The organism is Hydrogenophaga luteola (genome assembly GCF_042648585.1).
Taxonomy (GTDB): domain Bacteria; phylum Pseudomonadota; class Gammaproteobacteria; order Burkholderiales; family Burkholderiaceae_C; genus Hydrogenophaga; species Hydrogenophaga luteola.
The window spans coordinates 14,094-33,244 of the sequence record NZ_JBHRXX010000006.1; the positions used below are offsets into that span (position 1 = coordinate 14,094).

The window sequence follows — 19,151 nt, forward strand, 5'->3', positions numbered from 1 at the left end:
CTTTTGAACGACCTTATTTCTCTGCGCCAGGCGCCCCGCCTGAGCGATCAGTTGCACGAAGTGGCGCGCTGCGTGCTGGCGGTCGAACAGGGGCGCTCCCTGACCGAGGTCCTGCCCCAGGTGCCGTCGGGACTGCGTCCCGGCGTGCAGGCGCTGACGTTTCAGGTTCTCCGCCACCTGGGCGCAGCCCGGGCTGTGGCCCGGCTGCTGGCCCGGCGCCCGCCGGCACCCGCGGCGCTGGCGCTGCTGCACACGGCGCTGGCCCTGCTGATCGGCGACGGGCAGGGTGCCTCCTACCCGCCCCATACCCTGGTCGACCAGGCGGTCGACGCCGCCAAACGCGGGCGCGACACGCGCATGCAGTCCGGCTTTCTCAACGCCTGCCTGCGGCGGTATCTGCGCGAATCGCCGGCCCTGCTGGCGCAGACCCGGCAGGATCCGGTCGCTCGCTGGAACCACCCGGCCTGGTGGGTCGAGCGTGTGCGGCGCGATCACCCGGACCACTGGGAGGCCATCCTGGCGGCAAGCAACCAGCCCGGTCCTATGGTGCTGCGCGTGAACCGGCGCCGGGCGTCGCGCGAGGCGTACGCGGCGCAGCTGGCCGGACAGGGCATCGGCGCAACGCCGCTTGGCGACGACGGGTTGTTGCTGGTCTCGCCCCAACCCGTGGAACGACTGCCTGGTTTTGATCAGGGCTGGTGTTCCGTGCAGGACGGCGCGGCCCAGCTGGCGGCTGGACTGCTGCTGGACGGACGCGAATGGGGTCCCGGTGACCGGGTGCTCGATGCCTGTGCGGCGCCGGGTGGCAAGACCGCCCATCTGCTGGAGCGCGCCGATCCGGACCTGTTGGCGCTGGACGTCGACCCGCGCCGTTGTGAGCGCATCCACCAGAACCTGCAGCGGCTCGGCCTTCAGGCCGAGGTGCGGGCCGCCGACGCCGGAGAGCCCGCGGGCTGGTGGGATGGCCGTCCCTTCGATGCCATCCTGCTGGATGCGCCCTGCACCGCATCGGGCATCGTGCGCCGCCACCCGGACGTGCGCTGGTTGCGCCGTCCTGGCGACGTGGGACAACTCGTGGCCATCCAGCGCCGCCTGCTGGATACCCTCTGGCCGCTGCTGAAGCCGGGCGGTCGCCTGGTCTACTGCACCTGTTCGGTCTTTCGCGCCGAGGGGCAGGAACAGGTCGATGCGTTCCTTGAGCGCCACACCGACGCCCTCGCGCTCCCTTCCCCGGGGCATTTGCGGCCCGGAACTGTCATCGCCAACGGGGAGTTCAACGACAATGATCCGGGTGGATACGACGGATTTTTCTACGCCCGCATGGACAAGGCGTGGCCTTGATCCCGTGACGACCGGACCCAAGGTCCGGCCGTGGCGACGGGGGTGGACCTGTCTGCTGGCCGGCTTGTTGTTGTGCTGCCTGCTGCTGGCGACCCCGGCCATGGCGCGCGAACCGGAGGTGCTGCAGAGCACGGTCCAGCGCAGCGCCGATGGCGCCAAGCTGTCGGTGCGGCTGGCCCTGGAAGCCACTCCCCCGGTGGAGGACGCACTGCTCAAGGGCGTGCCGCTCTACTTCGTCTGGCAGGCCGACGTGGTCCGCGAGCGCTGGTACTGGACCGACAAGCGCATGGGTTCGGCCACCCGCACGGTGCGGCTGGCTTACCAGCCGCTGACCCGTCGCTGGCGCGTCAGTGTCTCCACCGACGGCGCTCCGAACGCCGCAGGGCTGCAGTACGCGCTGCACCAGAACTTCGACGACCTGCAAGAAGCGTTGGCCTCGGTCAGCCGGGTGGCGGGCTGGACCATCGTGGACCCGGGGCGCCTGGAAGAGGGGGTGGACTACCGCGCCCAGTGGCGCTTCCGGCTGGACCTGTCGCTGCTGCCGCGGCCCTTCCAGATCGGCATGGCCAACCAGCCCGAATGGCTGATCGAGGTGCAACGCAGCTTCGACCTGCCGACCCGCAACGAGGCCGAGGGCGCGCCTGCCGCTGCCGCGGGCGACACCCGCTGACCCCTGCCGTGGATCCGAACCAGGTGAACCGGGACGACCCCAAGCTCGACCCCAAGGCCTCCCGGCGGCGGCGCTGGGCGCTGCTGGTCGCGCTGGTGTTCATGGCTGGTCTGGGCCTGGTGCTGATGTTCCTGCTCACGCTGGCCACCCGCAACCGCGCCTTCTACGAACAGAACTTCGGCTGGCTGGCCCTGGTGAACGTGGCGGTGGCGGTGCTCCTGGCGCTGATCATCGTGTGGCTGGCCGTGCGCCTGTACATGCGGTTCCGGCTCGGGCGTTTCGGCAGTCGGCTGCTGCTCAAGCTGGCCGCCATCATCGGGCTGGTGGGCGTGCTGCCCGGCGTGCTCATCTATACGGTGTCCTACCAGTTCGTCTCGCGCTCCATCGAAAGCTGGTTTGACGTGCGCGTGGAGTCGGCCCTGGCCGCCGGCCTGAACCTGGGGCGCACTACCCTGGAGACCATGAGCGCCGACTTGGGCGAAAAGACCCGCATGGTGGCGGAGGAGCTGGCGCGCCAGCCCCGCTCGTCGGCCTTGCTGGCCATGGAGCGCTTGCGCACGCGCCTGGGGGCCAGCGACATGGTGCTCTGGAGTGCATCCGGGCAGGCGCTCGCCACGGCGGGCGCGTCCCGCTTCGACTTCACGCCCAACCGGCCGCCGCTGGCGGTTTTGCGCACCGTGCGCGCCAAGCGGGTGGTGGCCCAGGTCGAAGGTCTGGAAGAGCGGGACGCGGGAGACGCGGCCACCGAGGGCCTGGCACTGGGACAGGCGCGCATCAAGGTGCTGGCCCTGGTCAGTGCGCCGGGCTTCGACCTGGACGACGAGCCGCGCTATCTGCAGGTGGTGGTGCCGCTGTCCGAGGCCCTGGTCACCGACGCACTGGCGGTCCAGGTGGCCAACCGCGAATACCAGGAGCGTGCGCTGGGCCGCGAAGGCCTGCGCCGCATGTACATCGGCACGCTGACACTGGCGCTGTTCCTCTCCGTGTTCGGTGCCGTGCTGCTGGCCGTGGTGCTGGGCAACCAGATGGTGCGGCCGCTGCTGGTGCTGGCCGAGGGCATGCGCGAGGTGGCACAGGGCGACCTGTCGCCCAAGGCAGCCATGGCTTCGCGCGACGAGCTGGCTGGGCTCACGCGCACCTTTGCCCGCATGACCCAGGAACTGGCCGACGCGCGCGAAACGGTGCAGCGCAGCATGCAGCAGGTGGACGCCGCGCGCGACAACCTGCAGACGATCCTGGACAACCTCACCGCCGGCGTGGCGGTGCTGGACGAGCAGGGGCGGCTGCGCAGCGTCAACCCTGGTGCCTCGCGCATCCTGCGCACACCGCTGGTTCTGCACCTCGGTCAGTCGCTGACCGAGGTGCCCGGGCTGGAGGCCTTCGGACAGGGCGTGATGCAGCAGTTCGAGCGCTTTCTGTCGGACGACACGCCCCACGGGGGCGGCCACTGGCAGCAGTCGTTCGAGCTGGGAGAGCACGACCGCCTGCCGGTCGAGGGCAGCATCACCCTGATCGCCCGCGGCGCGCTGCTGCCCAACAACGAACGGCTGCTGGTGTTCGACGACGTGTCCGAAATGGTGTCGGCGCAGCGCGCGCAGGCCTGGGGCGACGTCGCGCGGCGGCTGGCGCACGAGATCAAGAACCCACTGACACCGATCCAGCTCTCGGCCGAGCGACTGGCCATGAAGCTCGAAGGCAAGGTGCAGCCCCCCGAGCAGACCATCCTGAACAAGTCCGTGCGCACCATCGTCGACCAGGTCGACGCGATGAAGCGGCTGGTCAACGAGTTTCGCGACTACGCCCGCCTGCCGGCAGCACACCTGGCGCCGACCGACCTCAACGCCCTCATCAAGGACATCCTGGTGCTCTACGACCACGCGGCGATTCCGGTGCGGACCGAGCTGGCCGAGCAGCTGCCCCCCGTGATGGCGGACCCGCAGCAGGTGCGCCAGATCGTGCACAACCTGGTGCAGAACGCACAGGACGCCATGGCCGGTCAGGCGGACGCCTTCGTGCTGCTGCGCACGCGCCGTTCCGATAGCGGGCCCTGGGTGCGGCTGGCGGTGATCGACCAGGGGCCCGGCTTTGCCGAACACATCCTCAAGCGGGCCTTCGAGCCCTACGTGACCACCAAGTCCAAGGGCACCGGGTTGGGGCTGGCCGTGGTCAAGAAGATCATGGAAGAGCACGGGGGCCGGGTCGACATCGGCAACCGCATGACGGAGAACAAAGTGACAGGGGCGCAAGTGTCGTTATCATTCGCAGTTGCGAATTGACAACATCGAACGAGGGACACTTTCGGGACCATGGCAACCATTCTGGTAGTAGACGACGAGCTGGGCATCCGCGACCTGCTCTCCGAGATCCTCAACGACGAAGGGCATACCGTCGAACTGGCGGAAAACGCGGCCCAGGCACGCAGCGTCCGTTCCCAGCTCAGACCCGATCTCGTGTTGTTGGACATCTGGATGCCCGACACCGACGGCGTGACCCTGCTCAAGGAATGGGCCAGCACCGGTCTGCTGACCATGCCGGTGATCATGATGAGCGGCCATGCCACCATCGACACCGCGGTCGAGGCCACGCGCATCGGCGCCACCGCCTTCCTTGAAAAACCCATCACGCTGCAGAAGCTGCTCAAGGCGGTGGATGTCGGCCTGAACAAGACCGCGCACAAACCGGCGGCTCCTGTGGTGCACAAGCCCGGGTTGCCGATCGCGTCCGCCGACCTGACGGTCGAGGCGGCCATGACCGGAGGTACCCTGCCCGAGATGGTGCTGGACATCGGGCCGCAGTCCCAGCAGTCCTTCAACCTCGACGGTCCGTTGCGCGAGGCGCGGGACGAGTTCGAGAAGGCCTACTTCGAATACCACCTGGCCAAGGAGTCCGGTTCGATGACCCGTGTGGCGGAGAAGACCGGCCTGGAACGCACCCATCTCTACCGCAAGCTCAAGCAGCTGGGCGTGGACTTGGCGCGCAGCAAGCGAAACGCGTTGTGAGCGGGTATCGCTCCAAAGTCCTGCTATAATCGAGAGCTCTTGGCCCGGTAGCTCAGTTGGTAGAGCAGCGGATTGAAAATCCGCGTGTCGGTGGTTCGATTCCGCCCCAGGCCACCAAACTCCAGAACGCCCAGCACCTGCTGGGCGTTCTGCTTTGTGGCAGACCCTCCGTGAGATCCTCGATCCACATCGTCGATGTCGACCGCACCGAAACCTGGACGCGCTACCGCGCCGGGATGTGCGACAGCTGCCAGGCCAACTGCTGCACCATGCCGCTGGAAGTGCGGCTGTCCGATCTCGTGCGGCTGGGGCTGGTCGATCCGTTCGAGGTCGAACACGAGGCGCCCAAGCAGATCGCCAAACGACTGGAGAAGGCCGGGCTGGTCGAGCACTTCAACTTCAAGCGCGAGGTTTTCACCATCGCGCGCCGCGCCAGCGGCGACTGCCATTTTCTGGATGCGAAGTCGCGGCGCTGCACCGTCTACGAGCAGCGGCCCGACACCTGCCGCAAGCACCCGCAGGTGGGGCCTCGGCCGAACCACTGCCCTTACGGCGCGAAGCGCCAGGCGGGAGGCACAGGTCATGACCGCTGAGCCCTTGCCACGCCTGCTGGCCGACGACCTGCGCGCGCTGGCGGCGGCGAGGCGACCCGGTCGCTGCGGCGCCTGTGCGCCGCTGGTGGGGGCCGGGTGGGACTCCGTGCCGGCCATCTTTGACCTGTCCAATTTGCGGTGTGTCGGCACATTGCGCGACGGACAGTTCGACGAGCCCACCTTGCTGGAACACCATCCGCGCGGCACACACGTCTGGTCGCCCGATGCGCCCATCGCCCCGGCCTTTTTCCCCTACAACCGGTGCGATGTGTGGGTCTGCAGGGCTTGCGCGCGGCCTTTCCTGCGCTACACCGAATACGGCGGTTATTACGAGGACCAGCGCATTCGCGAACTGAGTGCGGAACTGCTGGACGACACCCAGCCCTGAGGGCCTGCGCGTCAGTGCCCCGCGGGCGCACGCTGCAACAGGAACTGCAGCGCCTGGCCGGCGTCCGGGCGGCCTTCGGAGGTTCTGCGCAGGCCCCGGATGGTGCGCCCGCAGTCCGAAGGCTGGCCGGTCCAGACGGCGTCCATGGCCACGCCGTCGGCCGATTCGTCGAGGTTGAACTCGCCGTCGTCGCCCACGTCCCCCGCCACCTCGGCTTCGAGGTCGGCCCCCGGGCTGGAGCGCCGCAACCGTCCGCGCACGCTGCCGGGGTATTCCGGGTGCGGGCCGAACAGCATGGCGCCGGTGGAGGCGGGTGCCGATTCGCTGCCGCCTTCCGGCCAGAGGACCAGGCGCCAGAGGCCGTGCAGGTCCTGGGCTCTGAGCTCGGTTGCGGTGGGGCACGGGGTTGTACGCGAGGCCTGCGGCGACTGGGCGCGGGCGGTGGCCATCAGGCCCAGCAGGGTCAGACTGGCCAGCGTGAGGGCGCGCGCGGAGGGTGAGAACCGCCTCACATCGCCTCCGGCTTGGGCGCGGCGGCCGCGCGCTGCGCGAATTCGGCCCGCAGCGCGCGCAGCTTCTCGCGCGGGTCTTCCTTCACCGTGGCCTGGTCCAGCGCCATTTCCTTGATGAAGCGGCTGGGCGTGCCGGGCACGCTCTCGCGGCCCTTCTTGCGGCGCTTGAGCCAGCTCACCGCCAGCGTGCGCTGCGCGCGGGTGATGCCCACGTACATCAGGCGACGCTCCTCCTGGACCCGCAGCGCCAGCAGCTCGGCGCTGAGGTCGCTGTCGGCGTCGTCGGTCTTGAAGGGCAGCAGGCCCTCGTTGACGCCCACCAGCATCACATGCGGCCACTCCAGTCCTTTGGACGCGTGCAGGGTCGAGAGCGTGACCACGTTCTGGTCCTGCTCGCGGTCGGAGAGCGTGGAAATCAGCGCGATGGTCTGTACCACTTCGAGCAGGCTCTTGCGCTCGGTTTCGACCTGCACGCCCGCGCCATCGTCTTCCATCTTGCCGCCGCAGCGCCCGGCCACCCAGTCCGCGAAGTCCATCACGTTGGTCCAGCGTGCGGCGGCGATCTTTTCGTTCTCTTCGCTGTCGTACAGGTACTGTTCGTAGCCGATGTCCTTGAGCCACTGCAGCAGGAAGGCATGCGCGGCCTCGTGGCCGACGGTGTGGCGGGCGCGGTATTCCAGGTCGTTCACCTGCCGGCCGAACTCGTGCAGCGCGGTGATGGCGCGGCTGTTCACCGCGCTGGGCAGCGAATGCGAGAACAGCGCCTCGAACAGGCTGAGCTTGTACTGCGTGGCGAAGGTGCCCAGCTGGCCCAGCGTGGTGTGGCCGATGCCGCGCTTGGGCGTGGTGGCCGATCGCAGGAAGGCGGGGTCGTCGTTGTTGTTGGTGATCAGGCGCAGCCAGGCACAGAGGTCGCGGATCTCGGCCTTGTCGAAAAAGCTCTGCCCGCCCGAGACCTTGTAGGGGATCTGCGCGCGGCGCAGCGCCTGTTCGAACGAGCGCGCCATGTGGTTGGCACGGTAGAGGATGGCGAAGTCGCGCCACTCCTTGTACTGCGAGTTCGCGCGCAGGCTCTGGATGCGCGCCACCGCGCGTTCGGCCTCGTGCTCTTCGTTGTCCGCGTCGACCACGCGCACCGGCTCGCCCTCGCCCAGGTCGCTCCACAGCGTCTTGGGAAACAGCTTGGGATTGGGCCCGATCACGTGGTTGGCCGCGCGCAGGATGGCGCTGGTGGAGCGGTAGTTCTGCTCCAGCTTGATCACGCGCAGCTGCGGGAAATCGATCGGCAGCTTCTTGAGGTTGTCCAGCGTCGCGCCGCGCCAGCCGTAGATGGACTGGTCGTCGTCGCCCACGGCGGTGAAGCGCGCACGCTCACCCACCAGCAGCTTGAGCAGCTCGTACTGCGTGGCGTTGGTGTCCTGATACTCGTCCACCAGCACGTGGCCCAGCTTCTTCTGCCACTTCTCGCGCACCTCGGCGTGCTCGCCCAGCAGCTTGAGCGGCAGGCGGATCAGGTCGTCGAAGTCCACGCTCTGGTAGGCCGTCAGGCGTTCCTCGTAGCGCGCCATGATGGTCGCGGTCACGCGCTCGTTCTCGTCCTTGGCGCGCTTCAGGGCCTCGGCGGCGGTCAGGCCCTCGCCTTTCCAGCTGCTGATGGTCCACTGCCAGGCGCGCGCGGTGTTGGCGTCGGTGGTGCCGCCGCAGTCCTTCAGCAGGCTGGTGATGTCGTCGGTGTCGAGGATGGAGAACTGCGGCTTGAGCCCCAGCACCTGGCCGTCCTCGCGCAGCAGCCGCACGCCCAGCGCGTGGAAGGTGCAGATCAGCACCTTGCGCGCATCGCGCCCCACCAGATGCCCGGCGCGCTCCCGCATTTCGGCCGCGGCCTTGTTGGTGAAGGTGATGGCCGCGATGCGGTCCGCCGCCAGCCCGGCCTGGATCAACCGGCCGATCTTGTGCGTGATCACCCGCGTCTTGCCCGAACCGGCGCCCGCCAGCACCAGGCTCGGGCCGCCCAGGTGGTTCACAGCGTCAAGCTGGGCAAGGTTGAGGCCGGGGCCGGGGGAGGACATGAGGGGCGGAAGAGGGTGCTGGGCGGAGCGGCGAATGATACCGGCGGGGTGTCGGCCGCGCCGGCGTGACACCCTCCACAGGCTCCGCCACCGGTGCCCTGAGACAATCGCCCGCTGTGCTCAACATCCTGATCGTCACCTTCCCCTTCTTTGCGCTTGTCGCGGCGGGTTTTGTCGCCGCCCACCGGCGCATGCTGCCGCTGGAGGCGATTCCGGGGCTCAACGGCTTCGTGCTGTTCTTTGCGCTGCCCTGCATGCTCTACCGCTTCGGCTCGACCACGCCGATTGCGCAGCTGCTGGACGCGACGGTGGCTGGCGTCTACCTGCTGTGTGCGCTGGTGATGGTCGCGTTTGCCATCGTCTGGACCATGGACCGTCGCATCCGCTGGAACGACGCCTCGCTGGGTGCTCTGGTGGCGGCGTTTCCCAACTCGGGCTTCATGGGCGTGCCGCTGCTGGTGGCGCTGCTGGGGCCGGCGGCGGCGGGGCCGGCCATCCTGACCATGCTGGTGGATATGGTGGTCACCAGTTCGCTTTGCGTGGCGCTGTCGCGGCTGGACGAGGGCGAAGGCCATGGGCGCGAGGCCATGATCGACGCGGGCAAGAAGGCGCTCAAGGGCGTGGCCGCCAACCCCATGCCCTGGGCCATCCTGCTCGGCGCCTTGGCCTCGTACGCGCAGTTCCGTCTGCCCGGCCCGGTGGAGAAGACCGCCTGGCTGCTCGCGGATGCCGCTTCGCCAGTGGCGCTCTTCACCATCGGCGCGGTGCTGGCGCGTTCGCAGATCCAGTCCAGCCACCCGATGCCGGTGAGCGACTACCTGCCGGTGGCGGTCATGAAGCTGCTGCTGCACCCACTGCTGGTGCTGGCGGTGGGGCTGGCGGTGCGCCAGCTGGGGGTGCCGCTGGACGGCTTTGCGCTGACAGTCATCGTGCTGGTGGCCGCGCTGCCCAGCGCCAGCAACGTCTCGCTGCTGGCCGAGCGGCTGGGCGCGGACAACGGGCGCATCGCCCGCATCATCCTGGTGACCACCGTCGCCGCCTTCATCACCTTCTCGGGCGCGGTCTCGCTGCTGACCTGAGCGGGCTGGCTCAGCGTGTCAGCGCCGGTTCGGTCTGAACGGGTGCGGCGCGCTCGGGTTGCGCGGCCGAGGTGGCCTGGGTCTGCTGCAGATCCTGCACACGGTCCAGGTGGGCAGTGGTGCTGCGCTGGAGCGCGTCGTTCACCCGCACCTCGTCGAAGCGCCCGTTCTGGTGTTGCACCGCCACCTGCTCGCCGTTCTTGCTGAGCAGATAACGCTGCGGATCGCCCCAGTCCGGGTGCTCGGCCGCCTTGGCCACGCAGGCGGCGCTGACCTGCAGGCACTGTTCGCCGTCCAGCCCGCGCGCTTTCAGGCCGGGCGCCAACTCGGTGTAGGACTGGCGCAGCTGGGCCTTGGTCTGCTCGGACATGACGGGTTTGACCGTGATGCGGGGCCTGTTCTCGTCGTCCAGCGGCCAGCGCGGCTGCTTGTTGCCGTTTTCGTCGGTGAGCACGTCGCCATTGCGTGCGGTCTGGTAGTTCTCCGTCCGGATCATGGCGCGCTCATTGGGGTTGTGGCGCTGCTCGGGCGGCACGTCGGCCAGCGGCACGCCGCGGCGCTGGAAGTAGGCCGTCACACCTTCGTGCACGTTGGCCGCCGTGCCGTCGCGGTCGTAGCCGCCGCCTACGCCGACGTGGTTGCCCGGGTGTTTCACCGTGGTCACACGTGGGTCGTCGCTGTAGTCCACGGGCCGGAACCAGCTGCGGTTCTCGTGCTCTGCCTGCACCACCAGCACCTGGCCCTTGACGTTGGCCGGGATGCCCGTTTCGCCCTGGACGCCCGTGGCCACCGGGTCCATCAGCGCCATCCCGGTGATGGGGACACTGCCGGGCGGGGCGATGACGGTGCCGTCGGGCGCGACCAGTCCGCGATCATTGACCAGCTGCGAGAAGCGCACGGCCGAGGCGCAGCCTCGGCTGAAGCCGGTGACGGAGGCGCCTAGGTCGGCTGGGGTGGCGCTGGGGTGGGTGGAGAGGTATTCCCGCGAGGCTTTGACGAAGTCACGGTAAGCCTTTTCGGCGGCAGCATCGATGGCAGGGGTCGGGTTGGGGCCGGCGTTGACGATATTGCCTTGGTCGCCGCCGGTTCCGACGCCTGGGTAGTACCTCGTTTGGAGCGTGTCTGACGCGGCGCTCTCTGCCTGTTTGAACAGATTCCCCACGTTGGTTGGGTAGGTGTCTCCGGACAGTTTCGGTTTGTCTTTGTGGTTGTACGTTCCATCAAAGGCCGCAAAGAAGCTGAAACGGCTGCTGCTTCCGCCTTTGCCCGCTTCCTCCATTGCCGTGCGGGCGGTTGGCAAGAATGCTATTTCCTCATCATTGAGTGGGCGCAGAAGTGAGGTACTCATGACTATTTCTCCCCCCGTTTCTCGAGCGTCGGGAATATTTCGTAAGTCACGTTGTATTTGGAGTGCCAGGTGCGATGGGTGTCGGTCTTGCCCCCGGGCGCTTGCGCCAACGGGGTCACCACATACACATAAAGCCGACGCTCATCGATCACAAACGTCAACTCTTGATCGGTCATGTCCGTGGGCAGTCGGTCCCGCAGATCGACACGCTCCTCAAAAACCTCGCCAGTAGCTTTGAGGCGCCATTTGACGTGGAGGAACTCACCCACTGGCATCGGACCATTGACCCCGGTGCTGGGCGGCAGACTTGTTTTGCCGGCGTACAGCGATGAGCTCGGGTTCGCCAGATCTTCGCGGACCATGTGGTACCGGTCGCCATAGGCATAGGCCAGCAGATCCACCTTGTCGGCCCACTTGTCGTAGTTGCCGTCAAAACTGAACGCATGCGGCACCATCTTCGGCCCTGTCGCACAGCCCGCCATCACCACCAGCAGCGTCAGCGCCAGCCATTGGCGCCACAGGCGCTGGAACACGGTGTGAATCGTCGTCATGTTTTTCCTCCCCGGTTGATTTCACCCAGGCGCGCATTGGAGCATGACCGGACGCCCGGTCTCCACCCCCCTTGCAGGGCTTGTCAGGCCCGGCGTATTGCGCCGCTGCATTGGCAATGGCTATGAAATTGATGAAAGCAATTGAATCGACTTCTCGATAGTGAACTTCTAAAGTCAGGGCTCCTCAACCAGACACCGGAGCCTGTCATGAAGCCGTCCTCATCGTCCCCCACCGTTCACAGCGACTGGATCGAGGTGCTGGCGGCCCTGGCTGCCTCGCACTGAGTCCCGATTCCGGCCCCGTCCCACACCACAGGAGATCACCATGAGCCAACCGTCCTCTGAAGCCAAGTGCCCCTTCCACGCCGCCGGCGGCGCCCGCGCCACCCACGGCACGCGGTCCAACGCCGACTGGTGGCCCAACCAGCTGAACCTGTCCATCCTGCACCAGCACCAGCCGGTGTCCAACCCGATGGACCCGGACTTCAACTACGCCGAAGCGTTCAAGAAGCTGGATTTCAAGGCACTCAAGAAGGACTTGGCCGACCTCATGACCCAGAGCCAGGACTGGTGGCCGGCCGATTTCGGCCATTACGGCGGCCTGATGATCCGCCTGGCCTGGCACGCCGCCGGCACCTACCGCACGGCCGACGGCCGCGGCGGCGCCAACACCGGCAACCAGCGCTTCGCCCCGCTGAACTCCTGGCCCGACAACGGCAACCTCGACAAGGGCCGCCGCCTGCTCTGGCCGATCAAGCAGAAATACGGCAACGCCATCTCCTGGGCCGACCTGTTCGTCCTGGCCGGCAACGTGGCCATGGAAACCATGGGCTTCAAGACCTTCGGGTTCGGTGGCGGTCGTGAAGACATCTGGGCGCCGGAAGAAGACATCTACTGGGGTGCCGAGACCGAGTGGCTGGCCACCAGCGACAAGCCCAACAGCCGTTACAGCGGCGACCGCGACCTTGAAAACCCGCTCGCGGCCGTGCAGATGGGCCTGATCTACGTGAACCCGCAGGGCCCGGACGGCAAGCCCGACCCGGTGGCCTCCGGCAAGGATGTGCGCGAGACCTTCGCCCGCATGGCCATGAACGACTACGAAACCGTGGCCCTGGTGGCCGGCGGCCACACCTTCGGCAAGATGCACGGCGCCGGCCCCGCGGAGCTGGTCGGCCCGGAGCCGGAAGGCGCGCCGATCGAAGAAATGGGCTTTGGCTGGATCAACCAGCACGGCAGCGGCAAGGGCGCCGACGCCACCACCAGCGGCTTCGAGGGCGCCTGGAAGCCCAACCCGACGCAGTGGGACATGGGCTACTTCAAGGTGCTCTTCAAATATGAGTGGGAGCAGATGACCACCGCGGCGGGCGCGATCCAGTGGCGTGCCAAGAACGTCGAGCCCGAGGACATGGTGGTCGACGCCCACGACCCGAGCAAGAAGCACCCGCCGGTGATGACCACGGCCGACCTGTCGCTGCGCTTCGACCCGGCCTACGAGAAGATCTCGCGCCACTTCGCGGCGAACCCGGACGAGTTCGCCGACGCCTACGCCCGCGCCTGGTTCAAGCTGACCCACCGCGACATGGGGCCCAAGAGCCGCTACCTCGGCCCCGAGGTGCCGGCCGAAGACCTGATCTGGCAGGACCCGGTGCCGCCGGTCACGCATCCGCTGATCGACGCCGCCGACGCGAAGGAACTCAAGGCCCGCGTGCTGGCCTCGGGCCTCTCTGTGAGCGAGCTGGTCTCGACCGCCTGGGCCTCGGCCTCCACCTACCGCGGTTCCGATCGGCGCGGCGGCAGCAATGGTGCCCGCGTCCGCCTGGCGCCGCAGAAAGACTGGGAGGCCAACCAACCCGCCCAGCTGGCCAAGGTGCTGGCCGTGCTGGAGGAGATCCAGCGCGGCTTCAACACCGGCGCCGCGGGCGGCAAGAAGGTCTCGCTGGCCGACCTGATCGTGCTGGCGGGCAACGCCGGTGTGGAGGCCGCGGCCAAGGTGGCGGGCCACACCGTGGAGGTGCCCTTCACCCCGGGCCGCACCGACGCCACGGCCGAGCAGACCGACGCCGAGTCCTTCGCCGCGCTGGAGCCCGTGGCCGACGGTTTCCGCAACTACCGCAAGCAGGCGTTCCGCGTCTCGCCTGAAGAGATGCTGCTCGACAAGGCGCAGCTGCTCACCCTGTCGGCGCCGGAGATGACGGTGCTGGTCGGCGGCCTGCGCGTGCTCGGCGCCAACCACGGCGGTTCGAAGCACGGAGTGTTCACCCAGCGCCCGGGCCAGCTGACGAATGACTTCTTCGTGAATCTGGTCGACATGTCCACCGCCTGGAAGCCGACCGGTGACAACGCCTACGAAGGCCGTGACCGCCAGACCGGCGCCGTGAAGTGGACCGCCACCCGCGTCGACCTGGCCTTCGGTTCCAACTCGCAGCTGCGCGCGATCGCCGAGGTCTATGCGCAGAACGACAACGGCGGCAAGTTCGTGAAGGACTTTGTGGCGGCCTGGAACAAAGTCATGAGTCTGTGAAGAAGGTACCCCCTGCGCGGCTGACGCCGCTTCGCCCTCTCTCGCCCTGGGCGGGAGGGGGACGCACCCTGAGGCCCGGCGGAGCCGGTTCCTCGGGTGCCCTCGAACACGCCCCCTCCCTTGCGGAGGGGTTTGTCTTTCTGCTTTCTGGGTAGCCACTTTTGGCAAACCGCTGCAGTTGCTGTCTGGCCGCGACAACCGCATTGGTGCATCGAACCTCCTGTGCCACCATGCCGCATGTTCGGCCTGCTCGTTCCCTTGCTGGCTCGGCGGCACCCGGAGGGCGAGCGCCGGCACTGGGCGTGGCTGCTTGGTTTCGTGCGGCCGCGCGCCCGCGCCATGGCGGGCGTGATGGCGCTTTCGGTCATCGCCTCGGCCCTGGTGCTGCTGCAGCCGCTCTTGGTCAAGCGGCTGATCGACGACGGGCTGATCGCGCGCAGCCACGAGGTGCTGTGGACCACGGCACTCTTCATGCTGATGGCCGGTCTGGCGGCGACGCTGCTCGCGGGGCTGAACCGCTACCTGCACACCAGGCTCTCGGCCGCGGTGCTGTTCGACCTTCGGCACGACGTGTTCGCCCACCTGCAGCGGCTCTCGCCTTCGTTCTGGGCACGCTGGCGCACAGGCGACGTGATGTCGCGGCTGGACGGCGACATGGCCGAAATCCAGCGCTTCGCGGTCGACAGCCTGTTCGCCGTGCTGTCCAACCTGCTCGGCCTTGTGGGCGCGGTGGGCTGGATGCTCTGGCTGTCGTGGGAGCTGACCCTGCTGGTGGCGCTCCTGCTGCCGCTGGAGTGGTGGTGGCTGCGGCGCATGCGCCCGCGCGTGGCCGAGGGCACGCGCGCGCTGCGCGAGCGCTCGGGCGATGTGTCCAGCTTTTTTGTCGAGGTGCTGCCCGCGCTGAAGTTCGTGCAGGCCAGCCGGCAGGAGGCGCGCGAGGCGCGGCGGCTGGACGGGCTGCACGCGGGCTACCTGTCGTCGCTGTTGCGGCTGCAGATCATCGAGTTCGCCACCCACGCGGTGCCGGGGCAACTGACCGCGTGGACGCGCGCGCTGGCCTTTCTCATCGGTGGTGCCTGGGTGATCGACGGCCAGTGGGCGCTGGGCTCGCTGGTCGCGTTCTCCACCTACCTCGGCATGGCCAGCGGGCCGGTCAACAGCCTGCTGGGCTGGTACGTGGGGCTGCAGAAGGTGCGCGTGAGCCTGGAGCGCGTGGCCGAGCTGCTCGACGAGCCGGTGGCCGTGAGCGACCCGGCCGAACCGCGGCCGCTGCCGTCGCCGCTGCGCGGCAAGCTGCGGCTGGACGGTGTGGTGTTCGCCCACCCCGGGCGCAGCGAGCCGGTGCTGGCGGGCGCGAGTGCGGTGATTCCGGCGGGCGCCTGCGTGGCCCTGACCGGTGCCTCGGGCGCAGGCAAGAGCACCTTGATCGACCTGCTGCTGCGCCACCACGACCCACAGGCCGGCGCGGTCGCGCTCGACGGCGTCGATCTGCGGCAGCTCGCCCTGGCCGACCTGCGCCGCGCGGTGGCCGTGGTGAGCCAGGACATCGTGCTGTTCCGCGCGCCGCTGCTGGAGAACCTGCGCTACGCCTGTCCCGACGCCGATGAGACGTCGGTGGCGCAGGCGGCGCAGCGCGCCGGACTGAGTGAGTGGATCGCCTCGCTGCCCGAAGGCCTGCACACCACCGTCGGCGAGCGCGGCCAGACGCTCTCGGGCGGTCAGCGCCAACGCATCGCCATCGCCCGTGCGTTGCTGCAGGACCCGGCGGTGCTGGTGCTGGACGAGGCCACCTCGGCCGTGGACGAGGCGATGGAGGCGCAGATCCTGGCGCAGATCGACACCTGTTTCGCGGGCCGCACACGCCTGATCGTCAGCCACCGGCCCAGCGCCTGGGCGGGCTGCTCGCTGCGCCTGCACCTGGCCGGCGGGCGCATTGAGGTGCAGAAGCGCGAGGGCGCGGAGGCCCCGCATGGCTGAGCCGCTGCGGGTCGGCGTGGTCGACAGCGGCTGGCCGCTGGCGCTGCAGGACCGGGTGCTCGCGGCGCGCAGCTTCGTGACCGAAGGGGGCGACGCGCAGGACCGCCTCGGTCACGGTGCGCGCAACCTGCAGGCCATGGCCGCGCTGGCGCCCGACGCCCGCTTCGTGGTGGCACAGGTGTTCGGCGAGGCGCTGCGCACCGACATGGCCACGGTCGCGCGCGCGGTGGACTGGTTGGTGGGTGAGGGCGTTGCACTGATCAACCTCAGCCTGGGTGTGCGGCAGGACTACCCGACCCTGCGCGCCGCCTGCGAGCGCGCCGTGGCGAGCGGCTGTCTGATGGTCGCGTCCACGCCCGCGCGCGGCGAGCCGGTGTTCCCCGCCACCTACCCGGGCGCGATCCGCGCCATGGGCGATGCGCGCTGCGCGCCGGGCCAGCACTCGACGCTGCTGCTACCCCACGCCGACTTCGGCGCCTGCGTGCTGCCACCCGACGGCGACCGCGCCAACGCCGGAGCCAGTCTGGGCTGCGCCCACCTGAGCGGGCGCGTGGCGGCGCTGCTCTCTGCAGGTGTGGCGCCCACGCGCGAAGCGGTCTGGCAGGCGCTGGTCGCCAGCGCGGCCTTTCACGGCCCCGAGCGGAGAACGCGGTGACGCGGATCGACCGCGGCATCTTGGTGCTGGGCGCCGGTCCGGCAGGCGCGGCCGTGGCGCTGGGCCTGCGCCGGCTCGGGCACGCGGTCACCGTGGTCGGCGTGCCGCGCGCCTTCGACGCCATCGAGGGCGTGTCCGACCGCGTGGTCGCCGGCCTGCGCGGGGTCGGTATCGAGGCGGCGCTGGCCGCCATCGCCGAGCCCTCGCCGCGCCGCGCCACCTGGGCCGGCGCGACCACTGCCCTGAACAGCGAACGCCTGGTCGACCGCGCCGCCTTCGACCGCCTGCTCTGGCAGGAGCTGCAGGACCACGGCGTCGAGTGCATCGCCGCGCGGGTGATGCGCTGGACGCCCGGCGAGCACGACAAGCACGGCGAAAGCGGCCACACGCTGCAGATCCAGCGCCCCGACGAGACACAGCCGACGACCCTGCGCGCGCGCTTCGTGGTCGAAGCGCGCGGCCGCCTCGCCCCGCACCCGCCGCAGGGCGTGGGCCGCGGGCCCGAGACCGTGGCCCTGCTCTGGCGCGGCCAGGGCGCGGCGGGTGGCGAGGCCGGCTCGGCGGTGGAGAGCCTGCCCGGCGGCTGGGCCTGGTGCGCGCGGCTGCCGGGTGGCGCGGTGGCGCTGCAGCTCACCGTGGACCCGTCGGCCATCGCGCTGCCGCCGCGCGCGCAGCTGGGCGCCTTCGTCCGCGAACAGCTGGCCGCTGTCGACGCGGCCTTGCCGTTTCTGGATACCGCGGCCACCGAGGTGCACGCGCTGGCGCGCACCAGCGGCGCCGTGCTGGCGCCCGAGGTCTGTGGCGCCACCTGGCTGCGCGTCGGCGACGCCGCGATGGCGGCCGACCCGCTGTCGGGCAACGGCATCTTCCAGTCGCTCTCGTCGGCGCTGCAGGCGCCGATGGTGGTGCACACCCTGCTGAACCACCCGGCCGATGCGCCGCACGCGCGGCGCTTCCACACCGAGCGGGTGCATGGCCTGTTCCAGCGCTTCGCGCGCATCGGGCGAGACTTCTACGCGCAGGAAGCGCGCTGGGCCGACGAACCCTTCTGGGCCGCCCGCCGCGCCTGGCCCGATGCGCTGCCGACCCATGGCGCAGAAGGCGACGCACCGCCGCACATCGAACAACGGCCGGTGGTGGACCGCGACCGCATCCGCCTGGCCGAGGTGCTGGTCACGGCCGGACAGCCGCTGGGCATCTGGCATGTGGACGGGGTGGCGATCGCACCGCTGTGGCGCGCGGCGCAGGCCGCCCCGGGGCGCGAGGTGGAGGCGCTGGTGCCTCTGCTGGGCGGAGACACCGGGCGGGCGCAGGCGGCGCTGCGCTGGCTGCGCGCGCAGGGCTGGCGCTGAACCGCGGTCTGGCCGCTCAGTGCCGCACCGCGGCCTTGAGCGTGGCCGAGGGCAGCTCGCCGAACAGCGACTTGTACTCCGCCGCAAACCGCGAGGGGTGCCAGAAGCCCCAGCGCGCCGCGATGTCGGCCACCGGCGCGCGCTCGTCGGTCTGGCGGCGGATCTCGCGCCGGGCTCCGTTCAGGCGCATGTTGCGCAGGTAGCGCGCCGGGTTGGTGCCCAGCACGTCCTGGAACGAGTACTGCAGCGTGCGGCGCGAGACCCGGATGTGCGCGCACAGGTCGCTCACGGTGATCGGCTCGTCCACGTGCTCGCGCATGTAGTCGCGCGCCTTGTTCACCACGTACTGCCGCGTGCAGGCGGTCAGGTCCTTGCTGATGTTCTCCGTCGGTCCGCACAGGCCCAGCACGGTGCTGTGCAGGCCCTCGGCCAGGCAGCGCCGCAGGGTGTCGTGGCGCAGCATGTCAGGCGAGTGGCGCAGGCTCTGCATCAGGCTGGTGAGCACGCCGCCCAGCTCGTCCATCGCGCCCTTGCGGATCAGGCCGTTGTCCACGCAGGCGCCGGGTGGCGGCAGCTCGCCCACGCGCTCGCAGTAGGCGCCGAAACGCTCCAGCTCCACCGTCACCGCGGCCAGGGTCACGCGCTGCGGTGTTCGGAAGTGAAACTCCCGGCCGCCGCGCAGAAAGAAGTAGTGGTCGGTGGTGACGGGGGTGCCGCAGAAGCTCCCATCCTCGCTGGTGTCCAGCAGCGTCGCCAGCGTCATGGTGCCCGCCTGGGGCTGGCCGTATTGCTGTACCACCTGGTTGGTGTCTTCGCGAAAGATTTCGATGCCGTCGAAGCGGAAGGACTCGAAGTGGCCGTCGAAGCTGCCGTGGCTCATCTGCTCGTAGCACTGGCCCCAGTCGGTCAGGCAGGCGGCCTGTTCGTCGGCGTCGTGCGTGTCGCTCACGCGCACGTCCACCGCGTCGGCGCTGGCGATGCGCGGGGTGGGATGTCCAAGGAAGCGGTTCATGGGGCGACTCGCAATTCGTGGGGCGGAATCTGCACGCGGGTGGTGCGCGCCTGTGCTGCGGTGCAAAAAACATGCCGCCGGGCA

General features: G+C 69.2%; 16 protein-coding genes and 1 tRNA gene. 12 read left to right on the plus strand and 5 right to left on the minus strand.

Going from position 1 to position 19,151, the window contains the following annotated elements; genetic code table 11:
- Positions 1–3: 3 nt before the first annotated feature.
- The 7 genes from rsmB (at position 4) to ACFOPI_RS14430 (ending at position 5,991) form a co-directional block, all read left to right on the plus strand.
- Positions 4–1,341, plus strand: a complete 1,338-nt coding sequence (gene rsmB / locus ACFOPI_RS14400; RefSeq protein WP_382174994.1) for a 16S rRNA (cytosine(967)-C(5))-methyltransferase RsmB — start codon at positions 4–6, stop codon at positions 1,339–1,341.
- A 100-nt stretch (positions 1,342–1,441) separates the two neighbouring features.
- Complete coding sequence (locus ACFOPI_RS14405) at positions 1,442–2,011, plus strand: DUF4390 domain-containing protein (protein ID WP_382174996.1); 570 nt, start codon at positions 1,442–1,444, stop codon at positions 2,009–2,011.
- Positions 2,012–2,019: 8 nt separating this feature from the next.
- Positions 2,020–4,287, plus strand: a complete 2,268-nt coding sequence (locus ACFOPI_RS14410; protein WP_382174998.1) for a sensor histidine kinase — start codon at positions 2,020–2,022, stop codon at positions 4,285–4,287.
- Positions 4,288–4,317: 30 nt separating this feature from the next.
- Positions 4,318–5,010, plus strand: a complete 693-nt coding sequence (locus ACFOPI_RS14415; protein WP_382175000.1) for a response regulator — start codon at positions 4,318–4,320, stop codon at positions 5,008–5,010.
- Between the two features lie 41 nt (positions 5,011–5,051).
- Positions 5,052–5,127: transfer RNA gene (locus ACFOPI_RS14420), tRNA-Phe, on the plus strand.
- A gap of 53 nt (positions 5,128–5,180) precedes the next feature.
- Positions 5,181–5,603 (plus strand): YkgJ family cysteine cluster protein, encoded by a 423-nt coding sequence (locus ACFOPI_RS14425; RefSeq protein ID WP_382175002.1) that lies wholly within the window; start codon positions 5,181–5,183, stop codon positions 5,601–5,603.
- The gene (locus ACFOPI_RS14430; protein WP_382175005.1) at positions 5,593–5,991 is read left to right on the plus strand and encodes a hypothetical protein; all 399 of its coding nucleotides are present in this window, start codon (positions 5,593–5,595) and stop codon (positions 5,989–5,991) included. Before ACFOPI_RS14425 ends, ACFOPI_RS14430 begins: the two co-directional genes overlap by 11 nt.
- An 11-nt stretch (positions 5,992–6,002) precedes the next feature.
- On the opposite strand, the gene ACFOPI_RS14435 is transcribed toward ACFOPI_RS14430, so the two are convergent.
- Both ACFOPI_RS14435 and ACFOPI_RS14440 read right to left on the minus strand, forming a co-directional pair.
- Positions 6,003–6,503, minus strand: a complete 501-nt coding sequence (locus ACFOPI_RS14435) for a hypothetical protein (protein WP_382175007.1) — start codon at positions 6,501–6,503, stop codon at positions 6,003–6,005.
- A complete protein-coding gene (locus ACFOPI_RS14440; RefSeq protein WP_382175010.1) occupies positions 6,500–8,572 on the minus strand; it encodes an ATP-dependent helicase in 2,073 nt (690 codons plus the stop codon). Before ACFOPI_RS14440 ends, ACFOPI_RS14435 begins: the two co-directional genes overlap by 4 nt.
- 116 nt (positions 8,573–8,688) lie before the next feature.
- On the opposite strand from ACFOPI_RS14440, the gene ACFOPI_RS14445 reads away from it, so the two are divergent.
- Positions 8,689–9,651 carry an AEC family transporter gene (locus ACFOPI_RS14445; RefSeq protein WP_382175013.1) on the plus strand — a complete coding sequence of 321 codons (963 nt, stop codon included), beginning with the start codon at positions 8,689–8,691 and terminating at the stop codon, positions 9,649–9,651.
- Between the two features lie 10 nt (positions 9,652–9,661).
- On the opposite strand, the gene ACFOPI_RS14450 is transcribed toward ACFOPI_RS14445, so the two are convergent.
- Both ACFOPI_RS14450 and ACFOPI_RS14455 read right to left on the minus strand, forming a co-directional pair.
- A complete protein-coding gene (locus tag ACFOPI_RS14450; RefSeq protein ID WP_382175015.1) occupies positions 9,662–10,813 on the minus strand; it encodes a hypothetical protein in 1,152 nt (383 codons plus the stop codon).
- Between the two features lie 188 nt (positions 10,814–11,001).
- Positions 11,002–11,550, minus strand: a complete 549-nt coding sequence (locus ACFOPI_RS14455; protein ID WP_382175017.1) for a hypothetical protein — start codon at positions 11,548–11,550, stop codon at positions 11,002–11,004.
- A gap of 325 nt (positions 11,551–11,875) precedes the next feature.
- Between ACFOPI_RS14455 and katG the strand changes: the two genes are divergently transcribed.
- From katG to qhpG, 4 genes are all read left to right on the plus strand, one after another.
- On the plus strand, positions 11,876–14,071 hold the full coding sequence (katG, locus tag ACFOPI_RS14460; RefSeq protein WP_382175020.1) for a catalase/peroxidase HPI: 2,196 nt from the start codon (positions 11,876–11,878) through the stop codon (positions 14,069–14,071).
- 237 nt (positions 14,072–14,308) lie between these two features.
- The gene (locus tag ACFOPI_RS14465; RefSeq protein ID WP_382175023.1) at positions 14,309–16,048 is read left to right on the plus strand and encodes an ABC transporter ATP-binding protein; all 1,740 of its coding nucleotides are present in this window, start codon (positions 14,309–14,311) and stop codon (positions 16,046–16,048) included.
- Complete coding sequence (qhpE, locus tag ACFOPI_RS14470) at positions 16,041–16,703, plus strand: subtilisin-like serine protease QhpE (RefSeq protein WP_382175025.1); 663 nt, start codon at positions 16,041–16,043, stop codon at positions 16,701–16,703. Before ACFOPI_RS14465 ends, qhpE begins: the two co-directional genes overlap by 8 nt.
- Positions 16,700–18,055 carry a flavin-dependent monooxygenase QhpG gene (gene qhpG / locus ACFOPI_RS14475; RefSeq protein ID WP_382175027.1) on the plus strand — a complete coding sequence of 452 codons (1,356 nt, stop codon included), beginning with the start codon at positions 16,700–16,702 and terminating at the stop codon, positions 18,053–18,055. The genes qhpE and qhpG overlap by 4 nt, the downstream gene beginning before the upstream one ends.
- A 16-nt stretch (positions 18,056–18,071) precedes the next feature.
- Here qhpG and ACFOPI_RS14480 read toward each other — a convergent pair whose 3' ends face one another.
- Positions 18,072–19,067, minus strand: a complete 996-nt coding sequence (locus tag ACFOPI_RS14480; RefSeq protein ID WP_382175030.1) for a helix-turn-helix domain-containing protein — start codon at positions 19,065–19,067, stop codon at positions 18,072–18,074.
- Positions 19,068–19,151 lie beyond the last annotated feature (84 nt).